We start from the raw sequence: 16279 nt of genomic DNA, 5'->3' as shown, positions 1-16279 counted from the left end.
ACTATTCTTTCAAGTGGTAACTATAGGTTGAAATAATGATGTTCTCGCGACTCGCAAACGCAGCCCGCAGACGCAAACTGGTCTGGTTATGCAAGATATTTTGCCAAGGTTTCTTTGGCGTAAATTGTGGAATCAAGACGGTTGTCGTAAAGTTCCGTTTGTCCGCGTTTCGCGCAATGATATCCACGAAGCGAATGACAGGACCTTCGACTGACCGGTATGAGGAATGCAGGTCAACAAACCGCACATTCGGGAAGTCTTCCCTGAATTCAGATTGTGTCTCCTGTTCCTTATTTGGATTCTCATCCATCGAGACGTGCATCGCAATGACGTAATCACCAATCGATTGCGCGTAGTTCAGCGCGCCGCGGGTAACCCGTGTCACATTACCGACTAACACGATAACGGTACTACCATCGTATTGATGCATGGCAATGTCATCGGGCAGGCGTAATTGTGCGGCCACCTTGTCATAGTGATCGCGAATCTTGTAGAAGACAAAGATCAGCAATGGCATGATGATGAAGAATGGCCAGATATCTGGCAAGCGATAAACGAACAAGATGACTAAGATGGCAAATGAGATCAAAGCCCCGGTAAAGTTAGCCAGGCTCTTGTTGATCCAGCCCTTACCGCGATGGCGCCACCAGTGAATAATCATCCCTGATTGCGACAGCGTGAACGGAATGAACACGCCGACCGCATACAGCGGAATCAAGCGTTCGGTGCTCCCTTGGAAGATGGCAATCAAGATGGCAGAGCCAAATGCCAGCGTCAAAATCCCGTTAGAATAACCCAACCGATCGCCACGATCCATATACATGTGCGGCATGAACTTGTCTTTAGCCAAGTTGAAGGCCAACACGGGAAACGCTGAGAAACCGGTATTAGCAGCCACGGCCAAAATCAGGGCCGTGGACAGTTGAATCACGTAATACATGATGCCGCTGCCGCCAAAGGTTGCTTTCGCGACTTGTGAGAGCACGGTTACTTTTGCGACGGGCACAATACCGTACCAGTAGTTCAAGAATGTAATCCCGGCAAAGAAGAAGCCAAGAATGGCCGCCATGATTGCCAGTGTCGCTGCCGCGTTCTTTTCACGTGGCTTCTTGAAGAATGGGACCGCGTTACTGATTGCTTCAACCCCGGTCAGCGAACTGGAACCACTCGAGAAGGCACGGAAGATTAACGCCATGGAAATCCCAGGCACCGCCGCGCCGACAACAGATGTCGCCTTAAATGGAATGGCACCTGTCGCGATTTGATAAATCCCCCAAACAATCATAATCGTGATCGTAATGACGAATAGATAGACCGGAATCATCAGGAACGACGCCGATTCGCTCATCCCCCGCAGATTCATTGCGGTCAAAATGACGATAATGATCAGCGATATCGCGACTTGATGCCCGTAAAGCGCCGGAATGGCCGATGTGATGGCCTCGCGCCCGCGGATATGGAAACCGCCACCGTTAGCATGTAATCGATCAACAACGAGCCCCCAGCGACCAACCCGGCATTCTTACCCAGGTTCTCGCTAGAAACCACATACGCACCGCCACCGCTTGGATAAGCATGAATATCTGGCGATACGATAACGTGAGTGAGATCAATAAGACTAAAACAAACGCAGCAATCGGTAATGAATACCAGATTGCGGCTGCAGACAAGGTCGTCAGCACCAAGACAATTTGTTCGGTCCCGTAAGCGACTGATGACAATGCATCAGAGGATAACATGGCGAGCGCTTTAAACTTGGTAAGTTTCTGCCCGCCTTCCTCAGAGGATTTCAATGGTCGCCCAATAAAATCCGTTTTAACTGTGACATATTTTATGAACTCCATTCACTTTAGAAAATATTGAATTTCTCTCAAACAGAAGCCATTCTACCCCAATTGAACCATGAATTCTATCAAAGTTAAAAATAATTGTGATTTACGATATAAACGCTTACTTTTTGTTAGCTATAAAACCGCCGATGTCGCGTAATAGCAGCATCGGCGGTCAGCACTAATCGATTTTGTGTTCGATAATCACGAGGTCCTTGAACCTCTTCAACTTCTTGTGAGTTTCACTTTCAATTTCAGCTTTGGCAGCTTGATTGATTTCGATATCGGTTCTCGCAACATCCGGCATCAACTTCTCAATCACAAAGTTGATTTGATCGTCGGTAATCCGGCGGCTGTCGTTGGTCATCACGATATCGATTTGGGAAAAGGCATCGATGTAGTAGACATGCACCGCACCTAACGTGTACGTCGTAAAGAATTTAATCGCCCGTGACCCGTACAAGTGGCGGACCGTATTTGGAATCATTTTGTGAAGACTGGCATTTAATCGAATGGGATTCTCAATTAATTTCATCATATCATCCTTTCCCTATTTCACTATGGATTTATTTTAACACTTTGCACGCCTAACGCGCGCGTAAACGCCTCTAAAATATCAGCTAGCGGACCAAATCGAAGGCACAAAAAAGAGCCAGGCACCACCCTGGCTCTACGATTCTAAACCCGATTGTGTTTAATTTAATTACATCATGCCGCCCATAGCAGCAGGATCCATACCACCAGCAGCTGGTGCAGCGGCACCGGCTGGTTCTGGCTTATCAGCCACAACAGCTTCAGTCGTCAACATCAATGCTGCAACAGAGGCCGCATTTTGTAATGCTGAACGTGTTACCTTAGTAGGGTCGATGATACCAGCCTTAGCCATATCAACCCATTCGTCAGTAGCAGCGTTGTAACCAAAGCCAACCTTTTCGCCCTTCATCCGTTCAACAATGACAGAGCCTTCAAGCCCAGCATTGATCGCGATTTGACGAACAGGTTCTTCTAAGGCACGCAGAACGATGTTAATCCCTGTTTGGACATCGCCAGTTTCCTTGAGGTCACTGACAGCCTTGATTGTGTTGATCAAAGCAACACCACCACCAGCAACATAGCCTTCTTCAACGGCCGCACGGGTCGCATTCAAAGCATCTTCAATCCGATACTTGCGTTCCTTCAATTCTGTTTCAGTAGCCGCACCGACCTTGATGACAGCAACACCGCCGGCTAACTTAGCCAGACGTTCTTGCAGCTTTTCACGGTCGAAATCACTTGTTGTTTCAGCGATTTGGCTCTTGATGATATTGACACGTTCTTCAATGGCATCCTTAGAACCAGCACCTTCAACAATTGTGGTGTTGTCCTTTGTCACGGTGACCTTGCCAGCTTGACCTAATTGTTCAAGCTTGGTGTCCTTCAAGTCTAAGCCGAGATCGGATGTGATCACTGTTGCACCAGTCAAGGTTGCGATATCTTCAAGTTGTTCCTTACGCCGGTCACCAAAGCCAGGTGCCTTAACCGCAACAACATTGAAGGTCCCACGAATCTTGTTCAGAACTAATGTTGGTAATGCTTCGCCATCAACATCGTCAGCAATGATTAACAAAGCCTTGCCTTGTTGCACGATTTCTTGGAGTAATGGTAAAACATCTTGGATATTTGAAATCTTCTTATCTGTGATCAAGATGTAAGGATTGTCGAGGTCTGCTTCCATCTTATCGTTGTCGGTCACCATGTATTGTGACAAGTAGCCGCGATCGAACTGCATCCCTTCAACAACAGAGAGTTCAGTATCAATCCCTTTACTTTCTTCAATGGTGATAACACCGTCATTACCCACTTTTTCCATCGCGTCAGCAATCAGTTGACCGACTTCTTCGTTAGCAGAAGAAACGGAAGCAACTTGTGCAATTTCGCTCTTGTTGGAAACCTTGTGAGAAATCTTGTGTAATTCATCAACAGCCGCATTGGTTGCGAGTTCAATCCCACGACGAATGCCAACAGGGTTAGCACCGGCAGTGACGTTCTTCATTCCTTCGCGAATGATGGCTTGTGCCAATACCGTCGCGGTGGTTGTCCCGTCACCAGCGATATCGTTGGTCTTGCTTGCAACTTCGGCAACTAACTTAGCACCCATATTTTCATAGTGGTCTTCAAGTTCGATGCCCTTAGCGATTGTGACACCATCATTTGTGATTTCTGGTGAGCCATAAGACTTTTCGAGCACAACATTACGACCCTTTGGCCCAATTGTTGTCTTAACTGTATCTGCTAATTTGTCGACACCACGGAGCATTGCTGCGCGGGCGTCTTCAGCGAATTTAATTTCTTTGCCATATTTTATCACCTCAAAAATAGTTTTTAATTACTCAGCGATTGCCATCAAATCTTTTCGTGGAGTACGAGGTAATCCTTACCTTCATACTTCACTTCGGAACCGGCGTACTTGTCATACATCACAACGTCGCCTACTTTAACGGCAACAGGAAGTCGTTTGCCTTCGGGGCTCAATGCGCCTTCGCCGACAGCGACAATCTTGCCTGATTGAGGCTTTTCTTTCGCATTGTTAGCGAGCACGATGCCACCAACAGTTTCTTCTTGATCTTCTAAAACTTCAACAATAACGCGATCACCTAATGGTTTTAACACGACAATCCCTCCACTTAAAACAAATTGATTTTTAGCACTCTTTATTCTCAAGTGCTAACCACAACTGCTATGATACCCAGTTTCGACCTGAATTGCAACCCTTAATTTGCACTCTCACGGGTTGATTGCTAAAAATCCACGAATAGGCCGAAATAACAAGATTTTCATCCACATCAAATCAATCATTGGCCGCCAATTTCCTTAAAGATTTCAACAAATTTGGCCTGTAAGTCAATTTTTCCGCAAACTTTGCTACACTAGGCAGATAAGATTGCACGACAAAGGAGTTAATGAAATGGAGAGGCGGATGAAGAACCGGCCCACAAAGTCTCGGCCGATACTCAAGCTACTGCTCATGATTGTCAGTATCGCCCTGTTTACAGCGGCTGCGTATGGGTTACGGCTGTACAGCCAAACACGCTATGCACTGGGGGATACTTACCGAACACTCAATAACGGCAAGGTGGCAACGGCCATTAAAGATAAGAAGCCGTTTGCCGCCCTGCTCCTCGGGGTTGATACTGGCGCGGATGGCCGAATTGATAAGGGGAATTCCGACACCATGATCGTGGTGGTCGTGAATCCGGCCAAGAAGAAAACCACAATGATCAGTATTCCGCGGGATACGGCGGCGCAACTGATTGGCACCGAACACTTCAATATGCAAAAGATCAATGCGGCCTATAATGTTGGGGGCTCCGATATGGCGATCAACACGGTATCGAAACTGACCAACGTGCCTATCAATTATTTCCTCACCGTCAACATGGGCGCACTCGAAAAATTGTAGATGCGGTTGGTGGCATCGATGTCAATGTGCCATTCTCATTCACCAGCCATCACACAAATAACGAGCACTTCACAAAGGGCCCGATGCACCTCGATGGCAAAATGGCATTGGTCTACTCGCGGATGCGGTACGAAGATCCCAATGGTGACTACGGTCGGCAGGCACGGCAGCAACAGGTCATCAAGGCAATTTTGAAGAAGGCCACCTCAATGGATGCGCTGGGTAATTTCACCGATCTGCTGAACACCGTCTCCAAAAACATCGCCACCAACCTGAGTTTGATGACATGTTAGGGGTATTCCAGAACTACCGAGCGGCCGCAACCACAGTCTCATCGGATCACTTAGCCGGCAAGAACGCCTGGGTCTATCCGGGCCCCGCTTCCTACCAGATTCCATCGACTGAGGAACTGCAACGCGTGTCAGACAAGCTACGCAAGGCACTCGATTTGGAACCTGAAACCATCAATAATCAAAACGTGCGTGAAAATAATGCGAATACCTCATTTGATTTCAATAGTGACCAAGATCAGACCTACACGATCTTCAATCCTGAAGAATAAAGTCACTTGCAAAGAAATGAACACAAAAGGCGCTGTCAACATCCACTTAGGATGATGACAGCGCCTTTTTGCTAGTGATTATTCTGCTTCTGAATCCTTATCTTGCAAGGTTGGCCCGTAGTGTTCCAAGAAGTAGATCAATGTCTGTAATTCTGTAGCCAAGTCCACGTTCTGAACGCGAACATAATCTGGCACGGAGATACGCAATGGGGTAAAGTTCATGATCCCCTTAATGCCCGCCTTAACCAAATCATCGGTGAGTCCTTGTGCTGCGTCCGTTGGTACAGTTAAAATCACAATCTCAATTTGTTGCTCTCTGAGTTGTTCCACCATATCTTCCATCGGATACACTGGCACACCACTTTGAATGGTGCCCGCCAAATTAGGATCAACATCAAATGCGGCACTGATGCGGATGTTATTGGCTTGCCGGAAGTTATAGTTGAGTAAGGCATGCCCCAAGTTACCAACCCCGACTAACGCCACGTTGGTCAACCGATCCTGATTGAGGATTTTCTTGAAAAACTTCAAGAGGGCCAGGACATCATAGCCGTAACCACGCTTACCCAATGCCCCAAAATAGGAAAAATCGCGGCGAATGGTGGCTGAATCCACCTTCACTGCTTCTGAAAGTTCTGTGGAAGAAACCTTAGTTGTGCCTGAATTTGCTAAAAAGTTGAGGTACCGATAATACAATGGGAGTCGCTTTGCTGTCGCCTTTGGAATGACTGCTTCAGCCATGAATCTCCCCTCCTAACCATGAATTTGTCTTGTGAATATCCCGACATACTGTAAAGCCAGCATAACTGGTTTATGCCTTTAACGCAAGAGATTGGCTCTAGATTGTTCAATTTTTTTTCACATGCGGTTCAAAAAATCCAAGGCGAGATATGTTATAGTTAATCCTAGACACTATTAACGGAAGAAGGAACAACAACGTGATTATTCTTCAAGCCCAACAGGTCGGCCGAAGCTTTGATGGCATCACCCTCTTTGCTGGTGTTAACCTTGAAGTTCAAACCAATTCGCGCATCGGATTGGTCGGCCCAAACGGTATTGGGAAAACCTCTTTACTCAAAATTCTCGCGGGTGAAGTCGCCCCCGACGAAGGTCAGGTAACGACAACCAAAGGCATGCGCTTGGGTTATTTAGCACAAGACTCAGGCCTTGATTCGAGTCGCACAATCTTTGCAGAAATGCTGACTGTATTCGAACCCTTGATGGCACTCGAACAGCGCATGCACGACTTGGAAGCACAAATTGCTTCCCCTGATCTCGATGATGACACTATGGCGCAAGTGATGAAGCAATACGACCAGGTGCAGCATGATTTTGCTGAACAAAATGGATACGGCTATCAAGCCGAAATCCGCACCGTGTTGCATGGCTTCCAATTCGATGAAGCCACCTATGAGATGCCCATCAGTAACCTCTCCGGTGGTGAGCGCTCGCGTCTGGCACTGGCCAAGTTACTGCTCGAAAAGCCTGACCTGTTGATTCTGGACGAACCAACCAACCATCTGGATATCACCACACTGGACTGGTTAGAAGGCTATCTGCGCGGCTATGACGGTGCTATTTTGACCGTCAGCCATGACAATACTTCTTGGATCATGTGGTCAACGAAATCTACGAAATCACACAACACCACGCTGAGCACTACAAAACCAACTACTCGGGCTACCTCAAGGAGAAGGCCGAACGCTCCGCTCAATTGTGGAAAGCATACGAACGCCAACAAGCAGAGATCGACAAGCTGCAAACCTTTGTCGATAAGAATATTGTGCGCGCAAGTACCACCAAACAGGCGCAGAGTCGCCGCAAACAGTTAGAAAAGATGGATCGCATCGAGCGGCCCATCAACGACAATCAATCGGTGCACTTCCAGTTCACCCCTGAAAAATCCAGCGGGAATGAGGTCTTGCAGGTGCGGGACGCGACCGTTGGCTACGAAGCCGACGAACCCATGGCTGGCCCAATCAACTTCCAGGTCAATAAATACGACCGCATCGCTATCATCGGTCAAAATGGGGTCGGTAAGTCGACCCTGCTCAAGAGTATTCTCGATCAGATTCCATTTTTGACTGGATCAGCACGGTTTGGGGCGAACGTCTCAACAGGCTACTACGATCAGGATCAAACCCAACTGCACAACAACAAGACCGTCATCAGCGAAATCTGGGACGACCATCCCACCACACCGGAAAAAGATATTCGCAGCATCTTGGCTGCCTTCTTGTTTGACGCGGATGATGTGCAAAAGTCAGTGCACTCACTCTCTGGTGGTCAAAAGGCGCGGCTCGAATTAGTCAAACTCGCGATGAACCACGACAACTTCCTCATCTTGGATGAACCGACCAACCATCTGGATATCAATAGTAAGGAAGTGCTCGAACACGCACTCGCCGATTTTGACGGTACTATTTTGTTCGTCTCACATGACCGTTACTTCATCAACGAACTCGCCACACAGATTATCTCGATTCAACCCGATGGTAGCACCACTTACCTGGGTAATTGGGACTATTATCAAGAGAAGCTGGCGGAACAAACGGCTGAGGCTGAAGCCGCTCAGGCACCTGCTGAAGCGGAAGCTGCTCCTAAGGCCGCAACCGCCTATCAGGCATCCAAGGCTGATCAGCGGCAACAGCGCAAGCTCGAGCGTGAAATCGAAAGTCTTGAAGCCAAGATGAGCGATCTGGAGGAAGCGGTCACCAAAGTCGAACAGGATATGACCGCACCCGACGTCTTGACCGATTACGTCAAGATGCAAGAGCTCCAAACCAAGCTCGACAATTTGCATCAAGAACTGAGCGAAACTGAGACAGAGTGGGAACAAACCAGTCTGGATTTGGAAGAGTTAACAAATAAATAAATTAAAAACACTTGGCCTGATAATGAGCCAAGTGTTTTTTAATTTCAAAATATTAACAACCATTAAAAACATTTTTTTGAACATGCAAGATAAAACCATTAATTCAGTTACTGTGCATCAACAAGTCGTTTGGTGATAGCCCATAGCTGTTCAACATCTTCAGGGCGTGTTAACCCAGTCTCTTTATCTATAATTGAACTATAAATATGTGGAATAACTTGTTTAACCCCAGCATCTAATGCAATCTGAAGAATCTCTTCAAAATTATCAAGATCAATGCCGCCAGTAGGCTCGAGGTTGAAATCATACTTTGCACAAGCTTCTGCTACAGCCTTAAATTCATCCTCATGCTTTAAGCCGCCCATTGGGAAAAATTTAAATGAAGTGGCACCCATATCTTGTAACAGGGCAATCGCTGTTTCAACTGGTACTTCAGCTGCTGGTTGTTGGCTACTCAATGGACCTGTCGCAATGTTAACAATACCAACTTTTCCAGTTGGAGAAACTAAACCGTTAATAGCGGTCTCATTTTGTCCAATCAAAGCTCGGCTTGTGCCCACTCCGGTAAACACCTGATTAACATGCTGAGGTTGTAAAACTGCTGAAACACGGCTCACCATCTGACTCTGTTTTGGGTCGCCCGCACCAAGACCTACTGAAATCGCATTTTCAGTAACTTTTTGATACCGTTTCATATCCTCGATGGCAGCATCGTCGCTACTATAATTTTTGGTCAGAACACCGACAACAACATGGCCTTCAGCAACTTTGTAAATTTCTTCGGCATTGTCCACGCTGCCTGCTAACACATTCAGTGCAACTCGGTTTTTGTAATAATTTGGGGTTTTATTCATTATTATTTCTCTCCTAAAATTTCTTGTAAACGACTCGTAATAGCGTCCATCTCAGCTTGATCAACTGCGCGAATATCAAATTCAATAATACCTTCATTGGCACGATACTCACGCGTATAGATTGCCGGATCGCCGGACTTCAATTCAGTCGTGATTTGCTTTGCATTCTTTGGACTATCTTCATCAACACTCAAGGCCGCCCGATAAATTTCCCGGCCTGCACTATCTTGCACTGCAGTGACGTGAATATGTGGCAAGTCATTGAGTGCATCCACAAATGGTGTCAGCCGCTTCTTCATATCCTCGCCAGATTCAGATCCAACTTCTAAGTAATGTGTCAATGCTGCTGTAAATCCAAGAATATTTTCTTTACCAATCTTCATTGCGCGGCCAATACCAACAGATTGAAGTTTCAACCAGTCAATATATTGCTTTTTACCAAAGACGAGGCCTGACGCTGGGCCTTCAAGGGCCTTTGCGCCGCTAAAGATAACAATATCGACACCCATATCAACGTATTGTTTAAGGTCTTCTTCTGCTGCAGCGTCGAGAATCAGTGGCAATTGATGTGCATGCGCAACATCAAGCGCTTCTTTAATTGTCAGCATGCTCTTCTGAACGGCGTGATGACTCTTAACATATAAGACAGCGACAGTCTGATCAGTAATCATCATATCGACATGCTCTGGTGTACACATGTTAGCGTAGCCTGCCTCAACTAAGTGGCCTCCACCAAGTTCAATCATCACTTCTTCAGGTGCACCGTAGTCCACATTGTGCCCTTTTGGCATCACAATTTCACGCTTTTGATACCGTGTATCAAAAGGATGATATGCATGATAGCGCTCCCCATGACCAATCAGCCCTGCAATTGCCTCAGCGATACCAGCGGATGCTGAATTAACAACCACTGCCCCCTCTGCACCTAATTGCTTGGCAATGAATGCCCCAGTTTGATCAACAAGATCAGCAATTTCAAAGAAGTGCGTATCCCCGAACCGTTGTGCATCAATAGCGACCTCAGGAACCTTTGACACCCCAAGAATTGTCATTTTCCCACTTGCGTTGATTACATGTTTGAGTTGATACTCTGAATAAACGTCTGCCATTACTTCTCCTCCAAGTTAAATACTTCACCCGCAACGATTGCGTGAGTCGGGATAATCTGCTCATGACCAATCATTTCAAAGCCATTTGAATCTGTCAGTACTTTATCATCATGTGTCGTTCTGAAGATTGTAAGATCACCATCCGCTCCAGGGCGTAAGCGACCCTTTTGTAGTAAGTTGAAATTGTCAGCAGGAGCAAAGGTTACCATCCGCACAACTTCTGGCAAAGTATAGCCAATTGCCAACATCTTCTCCATGGTCGTTGCCATGTCATACACTGGCCCATTTTCACGATTACGATGATAAATATCTGTACTCAATGATTTCGGTGCCAATCCTAAATCGCGGGATATTTGGGCGGTACGGAAATTAAAACTGTCTGTCCCATGGCCGACATCAAAAATAACACCACGATCGTATGCATCATAAACATAGTCGAAGACATTACCATCTTTGTCGAGCATCCCGTTTTCCTTGCCATTATATGCGTGAGTCAAAACATCGCCTTTACTCATGGCTTGTAGGATATCTTTTAAATCAGGGGGATTAGCTCCGACATGCACCATAATTGGCATGTGCCCTAACAACGCTTGGTATGACTTCGCTGCCAACAAAGGTTTAATCCCATTATCAACAACAACAGAATGACTTTCTCGTGCCTTGATACCAATAATAAATTCTGGTAACCGTTTTACAGCATCAAACAGTGCTTGCTTATTCACCCTGGAAATATCCCCGAGTTCATCTTGGGCTAAGATTCCTGTCCGCGAAATGTTAATCAAGGCATAGACATTCGTCTTTTTGCTTGCGTTAATTGATAGAAATCATCGATGTTATCGGCACCTGTTGATCCAGCATCAATAACGGTTGTAACCCCACTCTTATAGCCATCTAAATCAGGATCATCATAGTAGAGGGTTAACTTTTCATAACAGTGAACGTGATCATCAATCCAGCCAGCTGTCACGATTGCTTGATGATTGAGATCAATCACCTTTTACCTGTTGCACCCTCGAGCTTTGTTGCAACTGCACTAATTTTTCCATTCAATAAGCCTACTTCAATAGGTTCATTTCGTTCTGTCTTACCGTTTTTAATATATACATCAAACACAATTATGCCCCCACTACTTTAATCCGATTGGGAAGAAGAATCCCATAACCATCGCGCCAATAATTGCACCACCGGGAATTGGCTTTTTCCAAGCATAAAATAATGCTGCACCAATCGTTGAACCAATGCCAATAGGAATTGATGCACTAACCGCGCTAAGAATAATCAATGGTCCAAGGAAGCGTCCCGTTTGATTACCAGCACCCATCATGACATCTGCACCAAAAGTCGCTTGGGATTGCCCCACTGTGTACTTCCGAACGAAGAAAATAATGAGTCCAATAATTAAACCGATAATTGCGCCTGTTAACAATGCTAAGCCAAAATTTGAGACTAGCGGCTTAAAGCCCATGCTGAGCAAAATAGCTGGAATCCCAATACCAATACCTGTAAGAATAGAGCCACCCAAATCAAGAATACCAACTAATGAGCCTTCTAAAATACGGGCAAACAGGAAACTTGCACCGAATGCTGCTGCCGCACCGTATGAACCACCTTCAATACCAGCCTTCAGCATTGCAACAATCGCAACTTCATTAAAAGCACCAACACCAAAGTTGTAATACATTGATGTCCCGGCAAAAACACCGGCTGCCATCATAGTAACGATAACGACAAAGCCCCAATCAGCATGCCAAAAATCTTTTGATTCAATTGGATTTTCATCTGCCATTTTTCATTCCTCTTTTCTTTTAATTATTTAACTGACATCATTTGATGTAACTGATCTAGCCAATTTGGTGTGCCAAGATTAAATGATTTGAGTAAATTCAAGTCGAATCCACGGAAGAAACCACTAAGAACGAATAAGGTAATGGCAGCAATCAGAATGATCTTCGTCGTGCGAGTCCAACCGATTTCATCAACACCCTTACCAACCAAAATGCCGAGCACAACGCCAGGCACCGCATTACCCATGATCAAAGCACTAATACCACCAAACACGGTACCAAACAGACCGGACCGACGACCGGCATCAATGGCTGCAAGCCAGAAAAGAATTGGCATGACAAGATTAATCAACTGATCGGCCGCTGGCACCAAAACTTTAACTGCAGTGACTTGAAGAGACGCAGGAATCGAGGAGGAAGTCACATTTAAAAATGCAACAACAATAATCCCGATAACAGTACCAACCAGCCCCATTTTTTAGGATTGTGAACCGTTGCAGCTACATCTTTGTTTTTCGTAAGTAAAGCTGCAGCAGCCCAGTTCGGAATCACACGATGGGTAATATCCTGAGTGAAGGCCCCAGCGCCCACTGTTGATGCCCAAGCATTAAAGAAGAAGCCTAACCCAAATGAGAAATGTGAGGCGGGATCGCCTTCTGCGGCGTTCATTTCACCCAATGTTCTGAATGCCCCTAGTGCTTGAGTAGCTGGTGCCGTGAACATTCTGGCCGCACCCACGCCAGTCGCAAATCCAACTAAACCACCAATAATAACTGATTGAAAAAGAATAACTAACACGTTCACACTATTCATCTCCCTTAACTAAACGCCATAATCTAGGAATCAAAGGTAGCTCATCAGGAGATGTTTGTTTGTGCACATTAAAAGCTAAGGTTTCAAGAGCAATACTGTTGATTTGCACAGTCACTTCAAGTATGACATGGTAAATTGTTCTCACTCGCGGAAAAAAGAAGAATAAGAATCGTTCTTTATACATGCTCTCATCTAACTGAATAGGGGTAACGGTGATGGGAACAATCTGAAGCATTGTTTGACTCTCATTTCCTACCAATTGTTTTTGAATATCCGCCAATGCTGCCGCAAAAGCCTGCTGCTTTGTATCACCTTGACCTTGAACCCTAACGGTCACATCCTGCATCTGATTGATGGCTGCCATATTGGTCTCCTCCTATTTCTGTTCTGGATACTTTTTGAGATACGCTTCCATAATCTTTTTGCCTAGTTCTTCTTGGTCCATAAATCCGAATCCAAGCACTGTTTTTCCATCCTCAATGGCCGTAATTCCTTCTTGAATGGATCGCATGCCATGACGTTCTGGATAACCGAATTGAGTATTAGCTGTGATTGCACCGGCACCGCCACTACCACAGAATGAAAACCCTAAGTCTGCATTTTCGCTATGCATCACTTGACCTAAACGCATATCAGCACCCATGCCCGGAACAACAATTGCCTCACCACCTGCTGCCTCAATACCTTTTGCAACGTTTTGTCCTTTACCCATACGATCTGCAATAACAACTTTAACCATGATTAATGCCTCCTATAATTTGTTTTGAGCTGCTTCAAAATGAATTGATAAAACATATGGCTCTGCCTCTGACAAATGACCGATATGTTCAGTTATTTGTCGGGCAATTTGCAACGAAACGGGTGAAACTTCGGCAAACAGTTCTGGATCTACTGCGGCCATCTGTTCGCCAGACTGAGATCTCATCACCATTTCAATTACATGATTTGCAAGTACCTCTGTTTGAACCTCTGTAAACTGAATATTTTGTTGTTTTGCCAAGTTCAGTGCATATATGATCTCTTCCTCAGCCTCTTTAGCCACTGAACTTTCGTCCAGCATTTCGTGAACTTTATCTGACAGCGTTATCATTTCAACGACAAACCTTTCTGTTTATTTTTCACTTAACTGCACATACTCTAGTAGTGCATTAATTTCGGAATTGTTAATTTTGAGATTATGTTGATCAAAAATCTTTTGAACAATATGACCTAGTTCTGTATCCACATGATATTGATTAGCATCGAACTGCTGATCAAACATAATACGGTGCACTGCTAAGAAAACATGCATTCGAAACGCGTCCTGGTACTGACGCTTAATCGGGGGTAATCGAGTAATCAAATCCCCTGTGATTTCAAACATCATCAAAATAATAGCTTTTGTGTCAGACTCAAGCGCATTGTCATCCAAATCAGATTCAGCAGTATTATTTGTCAGCATCAGGGCCTCCTCAGGTGTTTTTAACTGCTTTGCCACTGCTGCTTTGATCCTCGTCAAATCTTCCTGAGTTGGTAATGGTTGAACCTCAATAACGGGAGTCTCAAAATTTGGTAATGGAAAAATGCTAATCACCAAATCCGGATGTAATTGCTGTGTGACCAATTTTGCGTTATTGATCGATGCAAAACCAGCAATTTCGACATTAGCAATTGTTGCCTTGATTCGTGATTGAATCAAAGTTGTCACACCCAGACCAGTGGCACAAACATACACAATTCGAACTTTCCGCTGCGCTTTTAAATCTCGTTGAAGTGAAACAAGAAAATGTAAAGCAATATAGGATACAAAACCATCTGTTACAAGGTCATTCTGAGCCTGAAATTGTTGCTGACATATTTGACTCAGCGAAGTAAATAGATCCGGATAATTTGCTTTAATATCTTTAACAAAGGGACTATACGCTGAAGTTGCTGGATTATTGTTAAGCGATTGTGCCAAATGGGTGTACAAGTTCTCCTGTAGCTGACCATCCGATGTGTAATCATGACCGGTTACCTGGCTCACACCTGTAATTAACGCATTGGTCACTTCAACTAAATTTTGCGTATGTTGTGATAATGTCCCACCCTGATCTACCCGGATGTAGTGGTAGTCGTCTTTCGACAAAGTTAAATCATAGTATTGGAGACTGTCCCTTATAATCAAGGCCACTGAATCTTTGTCTAATTCACTAATCAAAATCTCTTGTGGACTATTCATTAAGTGATTAATACTTAATCGACTAATCGTGATTACCAATCGAATCATCATATTGAGAATTTGACTCAAATCATTGACAATGATTTCTCGTTTGAGCACAAAATGCATCACAATATTAAAAACTCGATTTAAATTCAAATCATTCGTAAAAACCAAGGTTTGTGTTAAATCAATATCATGATTGAAATAACTTAGCAGTTCACTTTGAAATCCTTGTCGATTTAGTTGATCTTGTAGAACACGCGCCATGAGCGCTCGTTGATTCTCTTCAGTACCATCTAACTCAAAGCCGTAATAGTTTTATTGACTAATGAAACATGGAATTGGCTCAGATACTGCCCTATTTTCCGCAAATCATTCTTTAGAGTGGTGTGACTAACGTTAATACGCGTTTGCAATTGCTGAATTGTGATATACCCCGGCTCCTGGAGCAAAATCAGCAGCAGAAGTTGCATTCTATCGCTTGGGCGAAGATATCCATCATCAATTTGGGCCACTGTATCAACCTCTTGACGAAGCCTCTGTGCTTCATTAGCATCAATTTGAAACCAGATACCAGCATGTGGGCGACTAATCAGTTCATTTGAACGATAACCCAACCATTCTCTAATTCTTTTGAGATCATATTTAATTGTTCGAACGCTCACATGCTCGTTATCCGCAAGGGTTTGTGTGATAATCGGTGTACTTGAATTGAGTAGTTGTTTAACAATCTCTTTTTGACGAATTGTTAACTGCATTCGGTTACCCCCTCCTCTTCGGTACCTAACACCATCATTATTAAACGCTTTCAAAAGTGAAACAAGATGAAGGT

The 16279-nt window shown here is 44.8% G+C and carries 11 protein-coding genes and 6 pseudogenes; 2 read left to right on the top strand and 15 right to left on the bottom strand.

What is annotated here, in order from left to right:
• Position 1: 1 nt before the first annotated feature.
• The 4 genes and pseudogenes from kimA to groES all read right to left on the bottom strand — a co-directional run bounded on the left by kimA (position 2) and on the right by groES (position 4478).
• Positions 2 to 1844: pseudogene (gene kimA, locus JCM17471_RS03425) on the bottom strand (potassium transporter KimA).
• A 166-nt stretch (positions 1845 to 2010) separates the two neighbouring features.
• The gene (locus tag JCM17471_RS03420; protein WP_054776825.1) at positions 2011 to 2364 is read right to left on the bottom strand and encodes a DUF1827 family protein; all 354 of its coding nucleotides are present in this window, start codon (positions 2362 to 2364) and stop codon (positions 2011 to 2013) included.
• A gap of 168 nt (positions 2365 to 2532) precedes the next feature.
• On the bottom strand, positions 2533 to 4173 hold the full coding sequence (groL, locus tag JCM17471_RS03415; protein WP_263849403.1) for a chaperonin GroEL: 1641 nt from the start codon (positions 4171 to 4173) through the stop codon (positions 2533 to 2535).
• A 21-nt stretch (positions 4174 to 4194) separates the two neighbouring features.
• Positions 4195 to 4478, bottom strand: a pseudogene (gene groES / locus JCM17471_RS03410) (co-chaperone GroES).
• 295 nt (positions 4479 to 4773) lie between these two features.
• Here groES and JCM17471_RS03405 point away from each other — a divergent pair.
• Positions 4774 to 5830 (top strand): annotated as a pseudogene (locus tag JCM17471_RS03405) (LCP family glycopolymer transferase).
• 78 nt (positions 5831 to 5908) lie between these two features.
• Here the strand turns inward: JCM17471_RS03405 and JCM17471_RS03400 are convergent.
• Positions 5909 to 6571, bottom strand: a complete 663-nt coding sequence (locus JCM17471_RS03400) for a redox-sensing transcriptional repressor Rex (protein ID WP_054776823.1) — start codon at positions 6569 to 6571, stop codon at positions 5909 to 5911.
• Between the two features lie 197 nt (positions 6572 to 6768).
• Here JCM17471_RS03400 and JCM17471_RS03395 point away from each other — a divergent pair.
• Positions 6769 to 8705: pseudogene (locus JCM17471_RS03395) on the top strand (ABC-F family ATP-binding cassette domain-containing protein).
• Between the two features lie 107 nt (positions 8706 to 8812).
• Here the strand turns inward: JCM17471_RS03395 and dagF are convergent.
• From dagF to JCM17471_RS13295, 10 genes and pseudogenes are all read right to left on the bottom strand, one after another.
• On the bottom strand, positions 8813 to 9559 hold the full coding sequence (gene dagF / locus JCM17471_RS03390) for a 2-dehydro-3-deoxy-phosphogluconate aldolase (protein ID WP_054776822.1): 747 nt from the start codon (positions 9557 to 9559) through the stop codon (positions 8813 to 8815).
• Between the two features lie 2 nt (positions 9560 to 9561).
• Positions 9562 to 10668 carry a DgaE family pyridoxal phosphate-dependent ammonia lyase gene (locus JCM17471_RS03385; protein ID WP_054776821.1) on the bottom strand — a complete coding sequence of 369 codons (1107 nt, stop codon included), beginning with the start codon at positions 10666 to 10668 and terminating at the stop codon, positions 9562 to 9564.
• Positions 10668 to 11781, bottom strand: a pseudogene (locus JCM17471_RS03380) (amidohydrolase/deacetylase family metallohydrolase). Before JCM17471_RS03380 ends, JCM17471_RS03385 begins: the two are co-directional and overlap by 1 nt.
• Positions 11782 to 11794: 13 nt before the next feature.
• A complete protein-coding gene (locus JCM17471_RS03375) occupies positions 11795 to 12454 on the bottom strand; it encodes a DUF4310 family protein (protein ID WP_054776820.1) in 660 nt (219 codons plus the stop codon).
• 23 nt (positions 12455 to 12477) lie between these two features.
• A pseudogene (locus JCM17471_RS03370) lies at positions 12478 to 13256 on the bottom strand (DUF4311 domain-containing protein).
• A 1-nt stretch (position 13257) separates the two neighbouring features.
• Entirely contained in the window at positions 13258 to 13629 is a 372-nt protein-coding gene (locus JCM17471_RS03365) for a DUF4312 family protein (RefSeq protein ID WP_054776819.1), read from the bottom strand.
• A gap of 12 nt (positions 13630 to 13641) precedes the next feature.
• Complete coding sequence (locus JCM17471_RS03360) at positions 13642 to 14004, bottom strand: SFCGS family glycine-rich protein (RefSeq protein ID WP_054776818.1); 363 nt, start codon at positions 14002 to 14004, stop codon at positions 13642 to 13644.
• Between the two features lie 12 nt (positions 14005 to 14016).
• Positions 14017 to 14355 (bottom strand): PRD domain-containing protein, encoded by a 339-nt coding sequence (locus JCM17471_RS03355; protein WP_054776817.1) that lies wholly within the window; start codon positions 14353 to 14355, stop codon positions 14017 to 14019.
• A gap of 21 nt (positions 14356 to 14376) precedes the next feature.
• Entirely contained in the window at positions 14377 to 15714 is a 1338-nt protein-coding gene (locus tag JCM17471_RS03350; protein ID WP_082395194.1) for a BglG family transcription antiterminator, read from the bottom strand.
• Positions 15715 to 15743: 29 nt separating this feature from the next.
• A complete protein-coding gene (locus JCM17471_RS13295; RefSeq protein WP_082395193.1) occupies positions 15744 to 16205 on the bottom strand; it encodes an HTH domain-containing protein in 462 nt (153 codons plus the stop codon).
• Positions 16206 to 16279 lie beyond the last annotated feature (74 nt).

Origin of the sequence: Lacticaseibacillus saniviri JCM 17471 = DSM 24301 (genome assembly GCF_001311785.1) — a bacterium.
Lineage (GTDB): Bacteria > Bacillota > Bacilli > Lactobacillales > Lactobacillaceae > Lacticaseibacillus > Lacticaseibacillus saniviri.
The sequence above is the reverse complement of the archived record's forward strand: the minus strand, read 5'-3'. Positions and strand labels throughout refer to the sequence as shown.